The 22,004-nt window shown below is 43.1% G+C and carries 19 protein-coding genes; all 19 read left to right on the top strand.

The annotated features are described in order from the left end of the window. Positions 1–5 precede the first annotated feature (5 nt). The 19 genes from F9817_RS05950 (at position 6) to F9817_RS05860 (ending at position 22,002) form a co-directional block, all read left to right on the top strand. On the top strand, positions 6–848 hold the full coding sequence (locus F9817_RS05950; protein ID WP_161154032.1) for an ExeA family protein: 843 nt from the start codon (positions 6–8) through the stop codon (positions 846–848). Further along, entirely contained in the window at positions 848–1,918 is a 1,071-nt protein-coding gene (locus F9817_RS05945) for a tetratricopeptide repeat protein (RefSeq protein ID WP_161154031.1), read from the top strand. The genes F9817_RS05950 and F9817_RS05945 overlap by 1 nt, the downstream gene beginning before the upstream one ends. After that, on the top strand, positions 1,908–3,635 hold the full coding sequence (locus F9817_RS05940; protein ID WP_161154030.1) for a GspE/PulE family protein: 1,728 nt from the start codon (positions 1,908–1,910) through the stop codon (positions 3,633–3,635). Before F9817_RS05945 ends, F9817_RS05940 begins: the two co-directional genes overlap by 11 nt. A 9-nt stretch (positions 3,636–3,644) precedes the next feature. Next, positions 3,645–4,877 (top strand): type II secretion system F family protein, encoded by a 1,233-nt coding sequence (locus tag F9817_RS05935; RefSeq protein WP_161154029.1) that lies wholly within the window; start codon positions 3,645–3,647, stop codon positions 4,875–4,877. A 1-nt stretch (position 4,878) separates the two neighbouring features. Continuing rightward, positions 4,879–5,322 carry a hypothetical protein gene (locus F9817_RS05930; protein ID WP_161154028.1) on the top strand — a complete coding sequence of 148 codons (444 nt, stop codon included), beginning with the start codon at positions 4,879–4,881 and terminating at the stop codon, positions 5,320–5,322. Between the two features lie 64 nt (positions 5,323–5,386). Further along, positions 5,387–5,965 (top strand): prepilin-type N-terminal cleavage/methylation domain-containing protein, encoded by a 579-nt coding sequence (locus F9817_RS05925; RefSeq protein ID WP_161154027.1) that lies wholly within the window; start codon positions 5,387–5,389, stop codon positions 5,963–5,965. A gap of 38 nt (positions 5,966–6,003) precedes the next feature. Further along, positions 6,004–6,450, top strand: a complete 447-nt coding sequence (locus F9817_RS05920; RefSeq protein WP_161154026.1) for a prepilin-type N-terminal cleavage/methylation domain-containing protein — start codon at positions 6,004–6,006, stop codon at positions 6,448–6,450. An 18-nt stretch (positions 6,451–6,468) separates the two neighbouring features. Then, on the top strand, positions 6,469–6,993 hold the full coding sequence (locus tag F9817_RS05915; RefSeq protein ID WP_161154025.1) for a prepilin-type N-terminal cleavage/methylation domain-containing protein: 525 nt from the start codon (positions 6,469–6,471) through the stop codon (positions 6,991–6,993). A 1-nt stretch (position 6,994) separates the two neighbouring features. Then, positions 6,995–7,573 carry a type IV pilus modification PilV family protein gene (locus F9817_RS05910; RefSeq protein ID WP_161154024.1) on the top strand — a complete coding sequence of 193 codons (579 nt, stop codon included), beginning with the start codon at positions 6,995–6,997 and terminating at the stop codon, positions 7,571–7,573. After that, positions 7,573–8,265, top strand: a complete 693-nt coding sequence (locus F9817_RS05905; protein WP_161154023.1) for a PilW family protein — start codon at positions 7,573–7,575, stop codon at positions 8,263–8,265. The genes F9817_RS05910 and F9817_RS05905 overlap by 1 nt, the downstream gene beginning before the upstream one ends. Then, the gene (locus F9817_RS05900) at positions 8,255–8,686 is read left to right on the top strand and encodes an MSHA biogenesis protein MshP (RefSeq protein WP_161154022.1); all 432 of its coding nucleotides are present in this window, start codon (positions 8,255–8,257) and stop codon (positions 8,684–8,686) included. Before F9817_RS05905 ends, F9817_RS05900 begins: the two co-directional genes overlap by 11 nt. 3 nt (positions 8,687–8,689) lie before the next feature. Further along, the gene (locus F9817_RS05895; protein ID WP_161154021.1) at positions 8,690–12,301 is read left to right on the top strand and encodes a DUF6701 domain-containing protein; all 3,612 of its coding nucleotides are present in this window, start codon (positions 8,690–8,692) and stop codon (positions 12,299–12,301) included. A 156-nt stretch (positions 12,302–12,457) separates the two neighbouring features. After that, the gene (locus tag F9817_RS05890; RefSeq protein ID WP_161154020.1) at positions 12,458–13,501 is read left to right on the top strand and encodes a rod shape-determining protein; all 1,044 of its coding nucleotides are present in this window, start codon (positions 12,458–12,460) and stop codon (positions 13,499–13,501) included. A 97-nt stretch (positions 13,502–13,598) separates the two neighbouring features. After that, entirely contained in the window at positions 13,599–14,489 is an 891-nt protein-coding gene (mreC, locus tag F9817_RS05885; protein ID WP_161154019.1) for a rod shape-determining protein MreC, read from the top strand. Then, complete coding sequence (gene mreD / locus F9817_RS05880; protein ID WP_329604823.1) at positions 14,476–14,967, top strand: rod shape-determining protein MreD; 492 nt, start codon at positions 14,476–14,478, stop codon at positions 14,965–14,967. The genes mreC and mreD overlap by 14 nt, the downstream gene beginning before the upstream one ends. Continuing rightward, positions 14,964–15,536, top strand: coding sequence for a Maf family protein (locus tag F9817_RS05875; protein ID WP_161154017.1), 573 nt, complete (start codon positions 14,964–14,966; stop codon positions 15,534–15,536). The genes mreD and F9817_RS05875 overlap by 4 nt, the downstream gene beginning before the upstream one ends. Positions 15,537–15,787: 251 nt before the next feature. After that, positions 15,788–17,257, top strand: coding sequence for a ribonuclease G (gene rng, locus F9817_RS05870; RefSeq protein ID WP_161154016.1), 1,470 nt, complete (start codon positions 15,788–15,790; stop codon positions 17,255–17,257). Between the two features lie 11 nt (positions 17,258–17,268). Continuing rightward, entirely contained in the window at positions 17,269–21,162 is a 3,894-nt protein-coding gene (locus F9817_RS05865) for a YhdP family protein (RefSeq protein WP_161154015.1), read from the top strand. Positions 21,163–21,174: 12 nt separating this feature from the next. Continuing rightward, positions 21,175–22,002, top strand: a complete 828-nt coding sequence (locus F9817_RS05860) for a carbon-nitrogen hydrolase family protein (protein WP_161154014.1) — start codon at positions 21,175–21,177, stop codon at positions 22,000–22,002. The last annotated feature ends 2 nt before the right edge of the window (positions 22,003–22,004 follow it).

The following is a 22,004-nucleotide window of genomic DNA, read 5'->3' as shown; positions in this document are numbered from 1 at the left end:
GTGTTATGTATTTAAATCACTTTCACTTTAATCAGTACCCATTCCATTTAACCCCTAATACTGAACTTTTTTTAGGGCTCCCTCCTCATTATGAAGCAATACAAACTGTCGCTTCAGCTTTAAAAATGGGCGAGGGGGTGATCAAAGTAACAGGTGAGGTGGGCACGGGCAAAACCATGGTATGCCGGATGCTGCTTACGCACTTATCTCAAGATTTTGAACTGATTTACTTACCTAATCCTGCTTTATCGGGTGCAGAGTTACGCCGTGCTATTGGTTCAGAGCTACAGTTAGATGGCTTTACGGATGAATCGATAGTTTCGGACATTCAGCTGCGCCTCATACATTTACATCAACAACAAAAACAAGTGGTTGCCATTGTTGATGAAGCACAAGCTCTACCCGATGATGCGCTAGAGGTGCTACGCTTATTTGGTAACTTAGAAACAGAGCAGACTAAGTTGCTACAAATTGTTTTGCTTGGGCAGCCTGAGTTAGATCGGCGGTTAGAGCAGCATAATCTGCGGCAGTTCCGTCAACGCATTACTTTTACGGCCCAGCTTAGAGCACTTGATGTGTCTGAAACTGTGGCTTATATCGACAGCCGTTTAACGAAATCAGGTGGAGAACTATCTCTATTTAACTTCCAGCAAAAAAAAGCGGTATGGCGAGCCAGTAAAGGTATTCCAAGATTAATTAACCAGATCTGTCATAAAGCGTTATTACTGGCTTTTAATGCGCAGGAGAATGTGGTCTCTAATCAACATCTGTTTTTGGCTATTAACGACACATTTGATACTTGTAAACCGCGTTTCAGAGCCCCGTTTTTATGGGGATGGAGTCATTAATGAGTACTATCAATCAAGCGTTATCTCAGCTAGCGAAAGCACAAGACTCTGCCATTGAAGATATTGAGCAAGTCACGGTGACTCCAATAAAGTCACGTCCTGCTTGGGTATGGGTATTGGCCGGATTCTGCCTTAGCTTAGCATTAGGGGGCTGGGCTGTGTCTGCGCAAAATAAGAGTACACGCGAGGACATGACAGCGAGTTATGCACAATCATCTCCTGTCTTGGAAAAAGAGCAAGAATCGACCGTTTCTCCAGGCCCAACTCAGAAATCGGTTGTCACCACTACAGCTGTCTACGCGCCGCATACTCATGCTGCTCAAACATCATCTGAGACAGAAGAGTTAACAATACCTCCCTCATCGGATCCTGTGACTCATAAGTTAGTTTCTGATACACATGCAACGCCTGTTATCACTAAGACAACGACCATAGAGCAATCTCCTCAAGTGACGATCGAACAAGTAGAGCTAACGCCAGAGCAGTTAGCTCAAGCTGCAGAAGCGAGAGCACAAAAGTCACTGGACAGTAATGATTTTGATGGGGCCGTTGCAGGATATGCCGAGGCGTTACGTTACACTCCAAAAGATGAGTTATTGCGGCAAAAACTTGCGGCATTGTATTACGGAAAAAATGATGTACGCCGGGCATTTGATTTACTGCAAACCGGGATTGAAATGCATCACGACGGAGAACGGTTGCGTATTGCCTTGTCTCGTATGTTGATCAAAGAGAAACAAATGCGAGCAGCTTTAACGCCGTTATCGCCAGTGAGCGAGGGGGCGTCGATTGAGTATCTTTCTTTGCGTGCAGCATTAGCACAAAAAAACCAGTTGAATACGATGGCGCTAGAAAGTTATCAAATGTTGGTGGCTAAAGATCCTAACAATGCACGCTGGTGGCTCGGGTTAGCCATTCAGCAAGAGCGGTCAGCAAAGCTACAAGATGCCAAGCTGTCTTATCAGCAAGCTTTAAGCAAAGTGGGGGTTTCCTCTCGTTCTATGGCTTTTATTCAAGATAGGTTGAATATATTAGCTCAAAGTCAGGGAGGCGCATCTCATGCAAATTAAACTGAGAAAGCGGTTAGGGGATTTGTTGGTCGAAGAGGGAATTGTCTCTGAACATCAAATAGAACAAGCACTGGTCGCGCAAAAAAATACGGGTCGCAAACTGGGTGATACTCTAATTGAACTCGGATTTTTAACTGAGAAACAAATGCTGAGTTTCCTCTCTCAGCAATTGAATATTCCCTTAATCGATCTAAATAGTGCCAATGTTGATGTTGATGCTGTGCAGTTATTACCTGAAGTTCATGCGCGCCGTTTACGTGCTTTGGTGATCGGACAAAATGGAACTCAGTTACGTATAGCGATGAGCGATCCTGCCGATTTATTTGCTCAAGAAGCGTTGTTAAATCAACTTCCACAGTACAGTTTTGAATTTGTTATCGCTCCGGAAAAACAACTCGTTTCTGGTTTTGATCGCTATTATCGCCGCACCAAAGATATTGCTAACTTTGCCGAGCAATTACAAGCTGAGCACCAAGTGGGCGATGTGTTTGATTTATCCGCGGATACATTAGCCGACTCCGACGATGTTACCGTCGTTAAGTTAATCAATTCTTTATTTGAAGATGCGATTCAAGTTGGTGCGTCGGATATACATATTGAACCTGATGCAAACGTACTACGGTTACGTCAGCGTGTTGATGGCATACTGCATGAAACCTTGTTAAATGAAGCTAATATTACTCCTGCTCTGGTTTTACGTTTGAAGTTGATGGCTAACCTCGATATTTCAGAGAAACGGCTGCCACAAGATGGTCGATTTCACATCAATGTAAAAGGTCAGTCCGTTGATATTCGTATGTCCACAATGCCTGTGCAATATGGTGAATCTGTCGTTATGCGTTTGCTCAACCAAACGGCAGGTGTTCGAGCATTGGATGAATCGGGACTTCCTGATGATCTTTTGGAACGTTTAAGGCGCCAACTACATCGTCCACATGGCATGATTTTAGTAACGGGACCAACAGGTTCAGGGAAAACGACCACGCTTTACGGGGCATTAACGGAATTAAATGAAGCAGGAAAGAAGATCATTACTGCCGAAGATCCTGTTGAATACCGCATCTCTCGTATTAACCAAGTCCAGGTCAATCCTAAGATCAACTTGGATTTTTCGACCCTGCTCCGCACTTTTTTGCGCCAAGACCCAGACATCATATTGATCGGGGAAATGCGCGATCAAGAAACGGTAGAAATAGGTTTGCGTGCCGCTTTAACTGGGCACTTAGTTCTAAGTACCCTGCATACCAATGATGCGGTAGATAGTGCGTTACGCATGATTGATATGGGGGCTCCCGGCTATTTGGTGGCCAGTGCCGTGCGTGCGGTGGTGGCTCAGCGGTTGGTACGTAAAGTCTGCCCAGATTGTGGTAAACCTATCGTCTTAGATGACTATCAAAAGCAGTGGCTTGAACAACGCTTTCCCAATCAAGTTGATGCTCAGTTTATGCAAGGTAGCGGTTGCCAAAACTGTAATATGACGGGTTACAGCGGGCGAGTTGGGGTGTTTGAAATGCTGGAGTTAGAAGAGCATATGATGGACGCTTTACGTGCGAATGACGCTGTCGGGTTTGGGAAATCAGCCAGAAAGTCCACGACTTATAAACCGTTGCTGGTTTCGGCATTAGAACTTGCTTTACAGGGTGTTACGAGTTTAGACGAAGTAATGGCGCTCGGAGAAGGGGACGCATCGGGCTCGGTGCAACCTATCTACTTATAGGGAGGCGCAATGCCAACTTATCGATACCAAGGTCGACAATTAGATGGCAGTAAAACTTCTGGCAGTATTGACGCTCCGACTGAAGAATTAGCCGCTGATGGACTGATGAATCGAGGGATTATTCCCACCTCAATTACCCAAGGAAAAAGTGCCACCAAAGTGTCTTTTGGCGTCAGTGATTGGCGTGATTTATTGGTACCTAACGTTCCTCTAGAAGTGTTGGTGATATTTTGTCGGCAGCTTTACAGCTTAACTAAAGCGGGGGTTCCTCTTTTACGTTCTATGCGTGGTCTGACGCAGAATTGCTCCAATAAACAACTGAAACAGGCATTGGAAGATGTTGGGGGGGAACTCACGAATGGTCGTAGTCTTTCTGCATCAATGCAGATGCATCCTCACGTTTTCAGTTCACTGTTTATTTCAATGATTCATGTTGGAGAAAATACGGGTCGGCTAGACAAGGCTTTATTACAGTTAGCCCATTACTATGAACAAGAGGTAGAAACTCGTAAGCGAATCAAAACAGCAATGCGATACCCGATGTTTGTGATCAGTTTTATCATGATTGCTATGTTTGTTCTTAACGTCAAAGTTATTCCTCAATTTACCAAGATGTTTTCGCGTTTTGGCGTCGATTTACCTTTACCAACCCGCATATTAATCGCTATGTCCGACTTTTTTGTTAACTACTGGATGTTCATGTTAGGTACGTTAGTGGGTTTGATATTCGCTTTTCGAGCGTGGGTAAATACTGATGCCGGGCGAGAAACATGGGATAAGTATCGTCTACGTATTCCGATTGTCGGCGGTATTGTCAATCGAGCGCAATTATCGCGTTTTTCTCGGACCTTTTCATTGATGCTTCAAGCAGGCGTTCCACTCAATCAATCTTTAGCCCTCTCTGCTGAAGCGTTACAAAACAAGTTCCTCGAAAATCGCCTATTGGAAATGAAGGCGGCAATCGAGTCGGGCAGTAGCGTATCCCAGACAGCAAGTAATACAAAAATTTTTACTCCCCTCGTTCTACAAATGATTGTAGTGGGAGAAGAAACGGGCCGTATTGATGAATTATTAATGGAAGTGTCTGATTTTTATGATCGTGAAGTGGATTACGATTTAAAAACCTTAACGGCTCGTATCGAACCTATTTTGTTGGTTATTGTTGCAGGTATGGTATTGGTGTTGGCGTTAGGGATCTTTTTACCCATGTGGGGCATGTTGGACGCGATCAAAGGGGGCTAACATGGAGGCACGCTTACGTTTTGTGCTTTGGGCTGCTGTGATCGTGATACTGGTATCTGCATTTATTCACCACTTTCTTAAAGTGGAGGAAGCGGCTGATCACGCGGTATTTACACTGGCAACAAAAAATATGTTGGATCGTGCAAATCGTATCAAACAAATCTGGATACTTCGCCAACAACCTTCTACGCTTAAAATCGATAAGGAAATTATTGAGTTATCAAAAGACGGTTGGGTATACCCTAAAAAAGGCTCAAACGCAGATTGTGAACGAGTGCTTAGCACGGTATTTCCCAAGCGTAAGATTCTCAATATTGAACCAAATGTTGAAAGTGTGAGTAGCTCTGACGGCTATAATTGCATTTATCATTATACTTCTTTATATGAATTAAAGGTCATACTGTCCGGGAAGCGGTTTTTGGTTCTTTTTGATTCCACACAATGATGTACTCAGTGTGTCTTCACCCAGTTATGGTCGCGCGGAAGCATTTTCAATAAGGGGTCTTGGGGTGGCTAAAAAAGAGTCAGAAACAGGATTTTCACTTATAGAGCTAGTGGTTGTCATCGTCGTTATCGGCTTGCTTGCTGTTGCCGCTTTACCCAAATTTTTAGATGTCACCGATGAAGCTAAAAAAGCGAGCATTGAAGGTGTCGCTGGGGGATATGCTACGGCGGTTCTTTCAGCCAGAGCACAGTGGGAAGCTGAGGCTAGGCCTCAAGTGACTATTGGTGGTCAGGGGTATAACTCAGTCAATTATGATGGTGTGGATTTCTGGCTAACTCGTGCAAAGGATAGCTCGGGAAACAGTACCGGTTTTCGAGATGGGTACCCGCTGTCTGTTAATTCAGGTAATCGTTATCCTACCTCTTTAACGGATAGTGCTTGTATTTTATTAATGGAAAATTTGTTACAGAACCCACCCAAGGTTGGGACAACAACAGCGGCAGGCAATGACTCGGATGTACAGTATTCAGCTCAAGCAGACAATGCAGCGAATACATGCACATACGTTCAGCAAGAAGGCAGCACTGCACATCAATTCGTGTACGAATTGGCAACAGGACAAGTGACGGTCACATTGCAGTAGTTGGCGAATTTTAATCAATGGTATGTAGTGAGAAAGTTATGAAAAGACAAGGTGGTTTTACTTTAATCGAATTGGTGGTCGTCATTGTTATCCTCGGCATTTTGGCGGTAACAGCAGCACCTAAGTTTTTAAATCTGCAAGATGATGCGCGAACAGCAGCCGCAGAAGGCTTGAAAGGTGCGATTAAAGGCGCAGCTGGTATTGTTTACGGTAAGTCCTCGATTAATGGGACCGAGAATGATGCAACTGCAACCGTGACAGTAAATGGCACTGATGTTGATACTGTTTATGGTTACCCAGCCGCGACGTCTACTGCGTTAGGGGCTGTAGTATCAGGGTTAAGTTCTGATTGGACTATTGTTACTTCTCCAGCTCAAGGAATTGGTTATGGCTCATCAACATCCAATACCGCGTGTTATGTGACTTATCAAGCAGCAGCATCAAGTAGCGCGGAACCAACCGTTACTTTAGTTAACTGTAACTAGATTAAGTTATTGCCATCCATGTGGTTTGCATATGGAACAAGAAAGCCGAAGTCTTTTCACCTCCGCTCAAAGGAGCGGAGATGCATTCAAGGGTTTACTCTTGTCGAGTTGATCATTGTTATTGTACTGGTTTCTATTTTGTCTGTTGTGGCCGCCTCTCGCTTTATCGGGGCGTCTAACTTCTCCGCATATACTGCTCAAGAGCAAGCCATCTCAGTTATTCGCCAAGTCCAGATAAGTCGTATGCAATCGAATTTGGTCAATCCTGTCAGTAACTCTCATTACGTATTAACCATTACCAGTGATTGCGTTGGTTCGGTAACTGGATGCAGTGCGAGTAATGATGAATTACGCAGCGATCGTGTGCAAGAATCGGGAGTGAATTTTTATTCCTCTCCGGCACTCAATACTATCGCGTTCGATCTGTTAGGTAATCCGCTGGGTAGCGCCTCATCAGGTGTGACAATCACCATTCAATCCAATGGTAATACGACTCAAGTGTGCATTAATGAACAAGGGTATGTTCATCGAGGAGGGTGCTAGTATGCGGCGCCTTTTGGGTTTTACCTTGATAGAAAGCATTATTGCAATGGTACTGATTGGCTTTGCTATGTTAACTCTCACTAGCTTTCTTTATCCTAAAGTACAACGTTCCGCTATTCCTCATTATCAAATACGCGCTGCCAATTTAGAGCAGAGTTTGATGAACCGTATTCTGGCACGTTCTTTTGATGAAAATAGTGACAATTCGGGCAGTGATTATCGCTGTGGTGAAAATGATTTAACAGGCAGTGCTACAACCTGTACCACTGCTGCTAATCTGGGCTCGGATAGCGGTGAAACTGTCGCGGACTATGATGATGTGGATGATTACATCGGTTGCTGGTGGAGTGATAATGCCAGTGATTGCGGCACAACCCCTGTTTCAGGCCAACTGAGTACGTTACTTGATCTATCGAACAGCCAACTCTATGCCCACTTTACGGTAAAAATAGCGGTGAGCTACATTGATAGTTCTGGTTCAACCACGACTGCGATTACGGATCTTAAACGGATCTCTTTGAGTATCGATACCGGTCAATATGGTCAATATTCCGTTATCGCTTTTCGGGGGAATTATTGATGCGTAGGCGTGGATTTACCCTGATCGAGATGATCATGACGATAATCATAGGATCCATACTTGTTCTTGGCATTGCGGGTTTTTTGGAGTTGGGGGCAAAGGGATATACCGACACAGTGGCTCGTCAGCGTATTCAAACTCAAGCCCAGTTTGTTTTAGAGAAAATAGCCAGAGAAATTCGCCATGCTGTACCAAATAGTATCGCGGTAACAGATAACTCCAATGGGCAGTGTGTCTCTTTTTATCCCATTAAATATGCTGGCTTTTATGGCATCAATGAGCAGTCGCAAACACTGCAGTTTATCGTTGGTGATGCGCCCAGTAGTTATGATGGCTTGTCCCTGATTATTAACCCTAGTCGTCAGTCAGATTTTACTGATAATTCAATCTACTTTTCCTTATCTGGTTCTGATACCACGCTAAGTTTAACCGCCAATCATGTTTTGCTGAGTACTTCTATTGCTGACCGTGCTTATCTTTACCAAAATTCAGTTGAATACTGTTTAAATCTCACTACCAATGCGCTTACTCGCAATAACGTACAGGTTGGAGACAGTATTAGTCGTGGCACGATGAGCTATGAAGCGCCAACGTTACATCGAGGCGGAGTCGTTAGAATCTCTCTGACATTTGCCCAAAACGGTGAACAGAGCCATTTTGAACAAGATGTGCAGGTGCTCAATGTCCCCTAAGATAAAGAAACAGAGTGGTAATCTTTATATTGTTGCTATATTTGTGATTATAGTGATGGGCTTACTTGCATCGGCATTAACCCGAATGGAGTGGTCAAATCAAGATTCTATTTCTCGAGAGTTGATTGGTAATAAAGCATGGTATGCCGCACATTCTATCAATGAGCGTGCGCTGACGACGATGTATCCGCTTAATACGTCAAGCGATGTTGCCAGTGCATGTAGTACATGGAATGCAAATTCATCTGCGGGGGCTGATGTTATGGCAAGTATTCCCAATTGCCAATGGACATCAACTTGCGCCAATGAAGGCACGTTGTCGATCAACAGTACGACCTACTATCGAATAGAAACGACGGTAATATGTGGTAGTGGAAATTTCCAAGTACAACGTGTTCAAGATGTTTGGATTAAGGAGTAGCCAATGTTGCAATATCTTCCTCGTGTGTGGTGGGTGATTTTATTGACTACTTTTTATAGCTCTTTTAGCTATGCGTTGAGTGCGGCTGAATGTTATTCATTGAGATCGGATAACGATTTTGCTATTTCTTTTGATATCAATAATGCATCTAAAAATGAAGTGGTAGGGGTACGAAAAGGGGTTGGCCAATTAGAAATATTACCGTTGAATTTATGGTCAGATAAAGCGTTTACTTTGTTTGATCGCGTTATTTATGATCCCTCAATTCAAATCCGAAGAGATTACACTATTTGGTTAGAATATCGAGCTGATGATGGGGCACAAAGCAACAAGACCGGCACACTTTACTACTACAAAGTTGTTAATGGCGAATGGAGTTTGATTGATTCGAGCGATGCAGACCTCAAAGGAGTTAACTCTGTTCATCTTGATGTGTATGGCTTAAATGTAGATGACTTAGCTTGTGATACTCAGTCGGTTTCGCCCCCTATTTTAGACAATAGCCGACCTGAAATTTGTGATTTGTTTCCAGAGCCTGCCCAGAGTTGGGTAACCAATGGAACTACCAACTACAGTTATTACGGCGCAAGCGTGATGAATGTCACGAATTCTACCGTGCAAGTCAACGGATGGTCTGACGCTTACAAACAAGAAAATACCACTCAGCTTCATCATTCTTGGGATCCCAATATTAAATGGAATGCGTTACGGGTCGGTTTCGATTATACAAATACAGATTGGAATATGTATAGCAATTCTAACCTCTCTGTGTGTGATGGTATGGGGTGTTTTCCGGGGAATGATGATGGCAATTTAGCGGCCCGTAAAATTGATGCTCCACCTCTGGTTGATGCGAATTTTTCTACGAATCAGGATTTGGTGATCACTGATGGTTCATTGTTCGATTTGAGAAGTTACAGGCATACTTGTGACTTGTCCCCAACCAGTAGCTCTAAATGCAGTTACATGGATCTTGGAAATAATCATATTGCGATTACTATTCTGCAAGATATTGAATATTTGGATGTTTCAACCTATGCGGGGAAAAAATTAACCATACATTTTGCTGATGGAATATCCATAGAGCATTTCACTTATCAGGGAAATACAGAAGTGTATTTCGATAAGAATACTACAGTTAATTTTAAGACTATTGTGACGGCTTCCAATGCCAGTATGACATTTGAGTCAAATGCTTGGATTAACATCGCTGGCTCAAGTCTTTATGCTGTAGACCTGCTACTAAACAATCCGATGCTTTTTAATTATGTTGGAGAATCCGACAGCGGGTTTATCTACCCAGTGATTTATGGTCCAACTGCAACGTATCAGCTCAAGGGGCAAATATTTAAGGGCTATTTACTTGCGAAGCAAATTATTCTTGATACTTCCATTACCATTCAGGGGGCGGTAACCGCGCATTATTTATCCATGTCAAATAATGCCAATATTCAAGCATTAAATGGCAGTAACCAGTGTAGTGTCAGTGAAGAAAAAAGCTATGCGTTGACCATCTCACCTAGTGAAGACTATACGCTCACCTGTAAAGCTCAGGATATTTCTCTGCAAGTCGTGGATGAAGATGGCAATCCGGCAACGGACTATACCGGTTATATCGAAGTCTCTCCGTCGAGTAACTTAACAGTGGTTACTGGTTCCGGAAGTTCTGGTGTGTATCAGCCTAACAGCAGCGGTTTGTTAGAACTTTCTTTATCTTCAACAAAATCGGAAGATAAAACGGTTACTACTTCTTTATCGTCTGATACTGATACCAGCAACGTTTCTGGAACCTACCATTTTGTTCCTTATACCTTTGATGTTGATGATCAGTATGTGATTGCGAATAAACCTCAATCGGTGCCGATAACTGTCCAAGCTTGTGATGACAGTGGTGGGGTTATTGATATTGGCTATACGGGGACCCCTTCTTACTCATCCGAATGGGTGGCACCAACGAGTGGGATTGGGCAGTTGACGATGAGCAATCTTGCATTCTCTTCTGGGGCTGCGACTGCAACGCTGACGATGGAAGATTCTGGTGTAAAAACGGTGACCTTAACCGACTCAAAATTTAACTGCTCTTCTTACGGTAGTGATTGCCCTATCAAAGGCAATGGGACGTTACAAGGAAGCTTTACTGTCTATTCACGGCCATGGACATTTGCGGTTTGTCCATCTGATGGTGATGCAATGGACGGTAATATTACAGACGCCAACAGTGAAGGATTTAAAGCAGCAGGAGAAAGTTTTGCTCTGCATATTAAGCCTATCCGGTGGGTTTCCAACGGCAGTGTGTCTGGAGCGATAGAAACAACGAACTATTGCTCTTCTCCAGTGACACAAAACTTTTTCTCAACCGATACTCAATTGGCCGCAACAGTGAACTTAGATCATGATGTTGCCGAACCCAGTGGTGGCGCTTCCGGAGTGTTAAAAGATAGCGACGGAGATACGTCAGTCACACTACTGAATACTGATGGTACGAGTAATAGTTACTATGATTTTAGTGGCTTAACTTGGAGTGAAGTCGGGGTATTACAGATACAAGCAAACACTCAAAGTAGTTACCTCGGACAAACAATCCAGACAGGTTATCGAAATATTGGGCGTTTTTATCCTGCCTATCTAACCATTACGTCGAATAGTTGGACATATGCAAGTAATTTAGATGGATTTGCTTATATGAACCAACCTATTAGCTATAGTTTTAATGTCGAAGCGCAAAATATGTCAGGTGGGGCGACGACCAATTATGGCGACTTTGGGGCAAGCTTAATTGCCAATATAAAATTAGTGGCGGTTAACACAAATGCTGGTAATGAAAATATTGGAGCGCGGGTCGCTGATTATGATGAACACTATTGGGGCGATACCACAAGCTGGAGTGGGGCTGCGTTATCAGTCACTCGTTCATTTACATTATTAAAAAATGAAACGGTAAGTTCACCTTATACAACATCTCCAGATGGCCCTTTTACTTCGGGGTTTGGGCTAGAGGTGACAGATAGCATTGATAACGTTGATTTCACCGATAAATCTTTGGCGCGTTATACTAACCAAATTCTCGATAGTACTAATAAAGCATTTCCAACTCAGCCCGATTTCCGCTATGGTCGGATGGTATTATCGGATGTGGGAGGGAACTCTGAGTCCACTTTAAGTGTCCCACTGAAAACCCAGTATTGGAATGGAAGTCAATTTGTTGTGAATACCGAAGATTCAGGCTCGGTGTTCTCTACCGCTGGCGATGGACTCTGTAAACAGACGATTTGGCAAAATACTGTTCAGTCATCAAGTTCAACGTTGAGTGGTGCTTCGGCAGCGGTGGCTGTCACTAACGGACAAAGCTCCGTGGTAAAAGTACTGCCTGATAGCGATACCGATTTGAGAGAAAAAGTGCGTTTTTGGATTCGTTTGGATGATAGTTCAACGGTGTCTCCTCAAACCACATCATCAGCAGATATTGACTGCGGAAGCACTTACCTTAATCAACCATGGCTACAATATAATTGGCGTGGGGTTGGGGATGAAGATCCTTCTGCTGTTGTCACGTTTGGTATTTTTCGCGGCAATGACCGTGTGATCTACCGAGGTGAAGCGCGAATGAATAACTGATGCCCGAGCTTATTTTCGGGATGGAAGTTAGGAATTTGTTAGAAATTACCCGTTTCGCTCTATGTTTATGCACCAATGCCTTGCTGTGATCGCAAGGCGTTGGTACATTTAGAGCAATTTTTTATCTTCTTAATTCTTGCAGGACGAGCGAAGAATATGTTCAAAAAACTTCGTGGCATGTTTTCAAATGACCTATCTATCGATTTAGGTACTGCCAACACACTTATTTATGTAAAAGGACAAGGTATTGTTCTTGATGAACCCTCAGTGGTTGCGATTCGCCAAGACAAAGGTCGCGGTGGAAAAACAGTTGCAGCTGTAGGTCATGCTGCAAAACAAATGCTGGGTCGTACACCAGGAAATATTTCCGCAATTCGTCCGATGAAAGACGGCGTTATTGCCGATTTTTACGTGACAGAAAAAATGCTGCAGCATTTTATCCGTCAGGTACATGACAACAGCGTATTAAAACCAAGCCCACGTGTTTTGGTTTGTGTTCCTTGTGGGTCAACCCAAGTTGAGCGCCGCGCGATTCGTGAATCAGCACTGGGTGCTGGCGCTCGTGAAGTTTATTTAATTGATGAACCGATGGCAGCTGCAATTGGTGCAGGCCTTCGTGTATCTGAACCAACAGGTTCAATGGTGGTCGATATCGGTGGTGGTACGACTGAAGTTGCTGTTATCTCATTGAATGGTGTTGTTTATTCATCTTCTGTTCGTATCGGTGGTGACCGTTTTGATGAGGCGATCATTAATTATGTACGTCGTAACTACGGCAGCTTAATTGGTGAAGCAACAGCAGAAAAAATCAAACACGAAATTGGTTCTGCATACCCTGGCGATGAAGTGCAAGAAATTGAAGTGCGTGGTCGTAACCTTGCTGAAGGTGTGCCTCGTAGCTTTACGCTTAATTCAAATGAAATTCTTGAAGCACTGCAAGAACCGCTAACAGGTATTGTTTCTGCCGTCATGGTTGCTCTTGAACAATGTCCTCCTGAACTTGCTTCTGATATCTCAGAAAACGGTATGGTACTCACCGGTGGTGGTGCCTTATTGAAAGATCTTGATCGTCTACTTACTGAAGAAACTGGTATTCCAGTTGTTATCGCTGAAGATCCACTTACTTGTGTGGCTCGTGGTGGCGGTAAAGCTTTAGAAATGATTGATATGCACGGTGGCGATCTTTTTAGCGAAGAGTAACCGCTTGTCAGGTTCTTCTGGTATGAAGAACCTGCATTTAACTAAGGTCTTTGATGATATTGTTGAATGACCAGCGTTTAATTCTAGGATTATTAAGATGAAGCCTATATTTGGTCAAGGACCATCTCTGCAGCTACGTCTGTTCTTCGCTGTGATTATATCAGCCAGCCTTATGCTGGCTGATAGCCGTTTAGATACTTTTTCTCACGTCCGTTTTTTATTGAATAGCCTTGTTGCGCCTATTCAATTTGCTGCCGATCTTCCTCGAACTATGTTTGATGACTTTTACGAACGTATTAGTACTCATGAACACCTATTAGAGTCCAATAGCAAATTAAAACGTGAAGTGTTAACACTGAAAAGTGATCTGATTCTTCTTGATCAATATAAAGAAGAAAACAAACGTCTGCGTAAGTTGCTGGGATCGTCTTTCGTACGAGACGAAAAGAAAATGGTCACAGAAGTGATGGCGGTAGATACGTCTCACTATCGGCATCAAGTCGTGATTGATAAAGGCAGTATTGATGGTGTGTATGAAGGTCAGCCTGTTATCAATGAAAAAGGGATTGTTGGTCAAGTGACGTTCGTTGCCGCTCACAATAGCCGTGTATTGCTATTGGTTGATCCTAATAACGCTATTCCCGTTCAAAACATTCGTAATGATATCCGGGTGATCGCTTCTGGTAATGGTCAAAGTGATGAAATCCAACTGGAACATATTCCTACAAGTACCGATTTACGGGAAGGGGATATGTTGGTGACATCGGGATTAGGTGGCGTTTACCCAGAAGGGTATCCTGTCGCATATATCACTAATGTGGATAAAGACACGCGCCGCGAGTTTGCATCAATTAAAGCGAAACCTGTCGTCGATTTTGATCGGTTACGTTACCTATTGTTGATTTGGCCAAACGAAGATAGTCAGCACAAAGCATTACATGCTGATATTAAGCAGATGGAAAAAGAGGATAAGAGTGACTCTAACTAACGACTGGAAAGGGCGCCTAGTTATTTGGCTTTCTTTTTTGTGTGCACTGATATTTCAAACCATTCCATGGCCTGGGTCGTTAGATTTAATTCGCCCTGCTTGGTTATTCCTCGTTATCTGTTACTGGGTGTTAGCCATGCCACACCGAGTGAATGTCGGAACAGCATTAGTGCTGGGTTTATTGTGGGATCTCTTAGTTGGGTCGACGCTTGGCATTCGCGGAATGATGTTTTCTATCGTCGTGTATATCGTAGCGATGAACTTCTTGGTTTTACGTAATATGGCACTTTGGCAACAAGCGGTTGTGATCGGATTTTTGGTCATGGTGCTTGAAGTACTTATCTTCCTTGGTGAGTATCTCATTCAAGATGTGGCCTTTAATCCTATGTCTTTGTGGAGTGGGGTGATCAGCTGTGTTCTGTGGCCATGGATGTTTTTATTGTTACGAAAAGTGAGACGTCACTGGCATTTAAAATGAATAGGCATAAACTAGTATTGGCGTCTGGATCTCCCAGACGTCGTGAGTTATTGACTCAATTAGGCTATAACTTTGATGTCATTGTGACTGATGTCGAAGAAGCCAAACATGAAACGGAGTCCGCCCGAGATTACGTGCAACGTCTCTCTTATGATAAAGCGCTGGCTGGTGTCGCTTTATCGGCTCCTGATTCATTGGTCATTGGTTCTGATACGATTGTCGTGCTGGGAGAACAAGTATTAGAAAAACCAAGTGATTTCTCTGATGCTCAGCGAATGTTACGCTCCCTATCTGGCGGTATTCATCAGGTGATGACCGCAGTAACTGTTGCAAATAAACAGCAGCATCGTTCAATCGTCGTTGTCACCGATGTGTGGTTTAAGTCACTGACCGACAAAGAAATTGAAGATTATTGGTTAACCCAAGAGCCGCAAGATAAAGCCGGTAGCTATGGTATACAAGGTATTGGTGGGCGTTTTGTGACGCGAATAGAAGGAAGCTATTACGCGGTTGTCGGATTGCCTCTTTACGAAACTGATCAATTAATCCAAACATTTATCCAGTCTTAAGGTATTGTTATACTTAAATAAAATAACGAGTAGTACTTCTTGCTGCTCTTTATTTTACTCGAATGTGTTGATGCAATATTGAACCGAATATTTACACATCATATGGGTATAATTAAAAGGCCTTGTTTCACGTCAATAATGTAATTAAATCATTATGATATGACGTAATTTTCATTCACCAAATCGTATTGCCTTCTCTTGCTCTGTTATGAACATGGTTTGGTAAAAAATTAATTTATTGAGGTTTATCCATGTGTGCAGAATTGCTTTTAAACGTGACACCTAGTGAAACGCGGGTGGCGATGATTGAAGGCGGAGTCCTTCAAGAAATCCATGTCGAGCGCGAAGCTAAGCGTGGTATCGTTGGCAATATTTATAAAGGAAAAGTAAGCCGAGTTTTGCCAGGTATGCAAGCGGCTTTCGTCGACATTGGCTTAGAAAAAGCAGCCTTTCTTCATGCTTCTGACATCGTACCGCACACAGAATGTGTGTCAGAAAATGAAAAACAACAATTTCAGGTGCGCGACATTTCTGAATTAGTGCGTCAAGGACAAGACATCGTCGTCCAAGTTGTGAAAGATCCTCTGGGAACGAAAGGTGCACGTTTAACGACGGATATCACCCTTCCTTCACGTTATCTTGTGTATATGCCTGGCGCAAGTCATGTGGGCGTTTCGCAGCGTATTGAGAGTGAAACGGAGCGTGATCGTTTAAAATCAGTCGTCGAACATTATTGTGATGAGCATGGCGGATTTATTATCCGTACTGCTGCTGAAGCGGCGAACGAAAAAGAGTTAGCCCAAGACGCCGCCTTTTTGAAACGGCTTTGGTCAAAAGTAATGGAGCGCCGCCGCAAATATAAGACGCGCTCAACGTTATACGGTGAACCCGGATTAGCGCAACGGTTACTGCGAGATTTCGTTGCGACAGATATCACCAAAATATTGGTCGACTCTCGTCAAGAGTTCGAAAACCTGAAAGAGTTTACTTCAGAGTTTGTTCCTGAACTGACGAGTAAGTTGGAGCTTTATGAAGGTGACAAACCTATCTTTGATATGTACGACACCGAAAATGAAATCCAACGAGCTTTAGAACGAAAAGTCGAACTTAAATCTGGTGGCTATCTGATTATTGATCAAACTGAAGCCATGACGACGATCGATATTAATACCGGGGCTTTTGTTGGGCGACGAAATTTAGAAGAAACGATTTTTAATACTAACGTTGAAGCGACCCAAGCTATCGCTCGTCAACTTCGTTTACGTAATTTAGGTGGTATCATCATTATCGATTTTATTGATATGTTATCTGATGAACATCGTAAGCGAGTACTAACTTCGTTAGATGCCGCTTTGAGTCAAGATCGAGTGAAAACCAACATCAATGGTTTTACTCACTTAGGCCTAGTTGAAATGACACGTAAGCGCACGAGAGAAAGTATTGAACATGTATTGTGTTCTACTTGTCCTACTTGTGAAGGGCGCGGTACGGTAAAAACGGTCGAAACCGTTTGTTTTGAAATTTTACGTGAAATCACACGTGTTAATCGTGCTTATGATGCGGATAAGTTTGTTGTCTATGCATCTCCTTCAGTGGCAGATACTTTACAAGGTGACGAATCACATTCACTGGCAGAGTTAGAAGTGTTTATTGGAAAAGAAGTACGTATTCAGGCTGAACCTCTTTATATTCAAGAGCAGTTTGATGTTGTCATGATGTAATAGGACATTGAGTGATCTCGAGATTAACCCTTTTAGGGCGGTTAGTACTTTGGCTACTGGTTAGCTTAATCGTATTGCTTGCGGTAGCAGTCACTTCTCTGCGAGTGCTGCTGCCTAATATGAACCATTTTCAAGGTGAAATTGAGCAATGGGTTAGTCAACAGACCAACATCCAATTTGATATTCAAGATGTGCGGGGTTTCTGGCGAAACACGCACCCTTCCATTGCGCTGCAGGGAGTCACTGCTGATTTTCCTGATGGTAGCGACATCCATTTTTCCTCGGGTCAACTAGATATAGAATTTGACTTGATGGAGTCTCTTTGGGAGCAAAAACCTGTCATTGCTGATCTGACTATTCATAAATTGAAACTGGATGTGAGTTCAGTGGATTGGGTGAATATGAAGAAATCAGATGAGGAAGAGACTGCTCCGCAAGATAAAACCAAGACTCAGCAGCGTATCCTTAATCGTATTGATAGCCTGTTTCTTCGACAGTTAGATAATTTTTCGTTACGTGATTCTACGGTGAAGTATCGAACAGTATCTGGTGAAACACGTCAATTAGATATCGATAAACTTCGTTGGAAGAATCAAGGAAAGCATCACTTCGCTGAAGGTGTGGTAAGCATCGCTGAGGCCAACATTAATTCACTCTCTATTGCGGCTCAATTTGAGGATCACGGTTCATTACGTGATGTTTCAGGGCAGTTTTATGCTGATGCCAAACGAGTGGAAGTTCGCCCATGGCTTACGAAGTATGCCAAAGATAAAACGGGCATCAAAAACGGTGTGGTGAATTTCAATGCTTGGGTAACATTAAAACATAACCAACCGGTAGATGGTTACCTAGAGTTACAACCTTCGGAGCTGACTTGGCAAGATGATACTGCCAATCACGAGTTGTTTATTGAATCTGGGATTGTGAATTTATCCCCGACTCATGATGGTTGGAAAGTAAGTGGGCACTCACTAAAAATTAGGACAGATGATCAATTATGGCCTGATTTAGATGTGGCGTTGGATTGGAAGACTCATTCATGGCGGCTCAATTTATCACAACTAGATATCGGCGCGGTTTTACCTTTGACCCGATTGTTTTCTGATTCAACTCAGGCTCAAGATCTCATTAAAAAACTGAAACCGAATGGCACTATTGAAGACTTAAGAGTTTCACGTGGTGATAGTTGGGAATCGCTTCGTTACTCAGCTCGTTTAGCCGATGGTGCTATAGCTCAATGGGATTTATTGCCTGAAGTTCACCACTTACAAGCCACCATTAGTGGTTCAATCAAGAAGGCGAATATCAAAGCATCATTAGCTGATGATGTTCTACCATACGGTGATGTGTTCCAAGCGCCATTACAGATTAATCACGGCAACGTTAATCTTACTTGGCAAAATCAAGCAGATGGTTGGTCTTTGTGGAGTAATAAGGTTGCGGTCGCCACGCCTGATATGAGTGCTGTCGGACAGTTTCGTCTTGATATGCCAAATCAGCAAAGTCCTTTGCTCTCTTTTTATGTAGAAACTGACTTGTACAAAGCTGGCGAAACATGGCGCTACTTGCCTCGTTTGGCATTAGGTCAAGAGCTAACGGACTATCTATCAACTGCCATTCAAGCTGGTAAAGTCAATACAGCGAAGCTTTTATGGTATGGAAGGTTAGGAGATTTTCCTTATCACAAGCATAACGGTATTTTCCAGGCTTGGGTTGGCCTTAAAGATGGTCGTTTTAGTTTTGATACGGCCTGGCCACCTTTGACTGATCTGCAGTTGAATATGCTGTTTGAAAATGACGCCATGTATTTGGACTCACATTCAGCCAAAATGATGGATGTGACTGCTCAACGGATTACCGGTCAGATCCCGGCTTTGGTAGAAAATGGTCATATAGAGCTAGAAGCCCAAACAACAGCGGAAGGGAATGCTGTTCGTAACTATATGACGGCGACGCCTTTGGTTGATTCTGTTGGTGCTGCTCTAACTGAAGTTAAGATTAATGGGCAGGTTAAATCTCACTTTCGTTTAGATATTCCATTTACGACCAAAAAACAGCCTCGAGCATGGGGTTGGGCCGATTTGACCAAAAGTACGGTTGATATTGATGCTCCTCCCATTCATATGAAGGACGTGTCTGGACGTATCCATTTTGATAATGACGTGGTTAGCGCAGCAGGTATCACTGGGCAACTCTTAAATCAGCCTGTCTCTCTTGATTTTAAAGGTGAAAGCAATACCAAAGGTTATGGTGTGCAAATTGATACTGTCGGCGATTGGGATGTGAAGCCCCTTTCTCCTTATGTTGGCAAGAAGTGGATCGATCCTCTCAATGGGCATGCACCATGGCAAATGGGAGTGCATTTACAACTGAATGATGTTGGGTTTACGTATCAGGTGGATTTACGCGCCGGATTAACAGATGTGGTTAGCCAGTATCCTTATCCTTTGTCGAAAGCTGAGCGTATTCCAGAAGTGGCTCGTCTTGAAGCTTCGGGCAATCAAGAAAAGATAGCGGCACGCGTTGAACTGCCGCAAGCAAAGTATCAAGCGAATATTGATATCACGAAACCTACCCCTGTTCTTGAAGCAACGAATTTAGTTCTGGGTAAAGGTAAATTCAAAATCAATCCTATTGTGGGCCATCAAGCCACAATCAATACGGATAAATTTAATTTAGATAAGTGGATTGAGTTTTTAGCGAGTGACGATCAAAAGCAGAGCTCAACCGCTACATCCGCCACGAGTGATATTAAAATTCCTGAACCGCAACAGGTCGATTTGCAGGTGAAGGAACTTACTTTAGGTAGCTTAGATTGGCATGACGTGGATTTTTCAGCAAAAGAGAAGAATGCTGGTTGGTCCATGTCTTTAAATAGTCAGGAGGCAAGTGGGAAAGCGACCTACTTAATGTCAAATGAGCTCACCGTGTCTCTCGATCGTTTACATCTTTATGTTCCAGCTTTAGATGATCGCGATCCCAAAAAACCATTGATAGTGGATGAAGTAAAAAAGGCAGATCCCCTTATTACTAATTTTGATCGCGAGTTTCACGAATTGATGCCAAACTTAACTTTAGCGATCAATGACTTTTGGTTCCAAGGTTATAAAGTCGGTCAGTTGAATATGGACTTTATCCGCCAAGGCGATTTATTGCATTGGAAAAGTATTGATATCAATAGCGGTACAAATGAAGTACATGCTGATATTGATTGGAAATTAGGTAAAGATACCAGCCATACACGTCTGTCATTGGAAATGAAAGGTGAGAATAATAGTGATCTGATGGATAGATTTGGTATCAGTTCTGGGATTCAAAAAGCTCCCTTTGAATTGAAAACCAATACAGAGTGGGATGGTGCTCCTTGGTCTATGCGTATCAATACCTTACAAGGGGACGTTAGCACTAAGCTTGGCAAAGGGGTTATCTCTGATGTGAGTGGGGCTGCAAACTTATTAGGTATATTTAGCTTAGACTCTTTAATAAGACGAATGAAGTTGGATTTTAGCGACGTATTTGATGATGGGATGGCATTTAACTCGATTACCGGTAGCGGTCGAATTTCTCAAGGTGTCTTCCTGACTAACGATATTGAAATGGATGCTGTTGCGGGAGATTTATCTCTAAAAGGAATGGCTGATCTCAATAATCGTACTGTCGATGCTCAAGTCCATTTTGTCCCAGATATGACATCTGGTATCCCGGTATTAAGTGCTTTTGCTGTTGCACCGCAAACCGCACTTTATGTCTTGGCTATCACAACGGTCATTTCTCCTGTGGTAGAAGTGTTTACTGAAGTGAACTACGAGATCAAAGGTCCTATGGACTCACCAACGGTGAAAGAAATTTCACGTAGTAAAGGAGAGTACACCTTGCCCAAGGAGCTAAAAAAAGTCATTGAATGACAAGGAGGGAATATGGAAAGAGTCGGTGTTATCCAAATGACATCGGGCCCTAATGTCGCAGACAATGTCACCTTTATTGAAAAACAAATTGCTCGATTAGTAAAACATGGGGCACAGTGGATAGTGACCCCTGAGAACGCCTTATTATTTAGTCAACGCACGGATTATCATGCTTATGCTGAACCTCTCGGTCGTGGCCCTATTCAGCTTCGTTTAGCTGAAATTGCCCGCCATTATGGGGTATGGTTGTTAATAGGGAGTATGCCTATAAAACGTGATGATGGCGTGACTTCCACTTCTATTTTGTTGGATTCTCAAGGTCAATGTCAGGCGTATTATGATAAGCTGCATATGTTTGATGTCGATGTTGCAGATAGCCAGCATCGATACCGAGAATCAGAGACGTTTCAAGCAGGAAGCCAAATATCATTAACACAGACGCCATTCGGTGCATTAGGTTTATCCATTTGTTACGATATTCGTTTTCCTCATCTTTACTCCGAATTAAGACAGCGGGGCGCTGAGATTTTTATTGTTCCGGCTGCGTTTACGGCGGTGACGGGTCAGGCTCATTGGGAGGTTCTACTTAGAGCAAGAGCCATAGAAAATCAATGCTGGGTTGTTGCCGCTGCTCAAGGAGGAAAACATCCTTGTGGAAGAGAAACCTGGGGGCATTCCATGGTCGTTAACCCTTGGGGCGAAATTGTTGCTTCATTAGAGCAGCAAGCAGGTAGTTTGATCGTCGATATAGACAGAAGTGCATCGGCTGAGGTTCGTCAGGCGATGCCTATTATCGAGCACGCTCGATTTTCCAATCAATTTCAATCAACAAAGAGCTAGAT

Origin of the sequence: Vibrio eleionomae, assembly GCF_009874545.1 — a bacterium.
Classification (GTDB): domain Bacteria; phylum Pseudomonadota; class Gammaproteobacteria; order Enterobacterales; family Vibrionaceae; genus Vibrio; species Vibrio nitrifigilis.
This window is presented reverse-complemented; position numbering and strand designations above follow the sequence as displayed.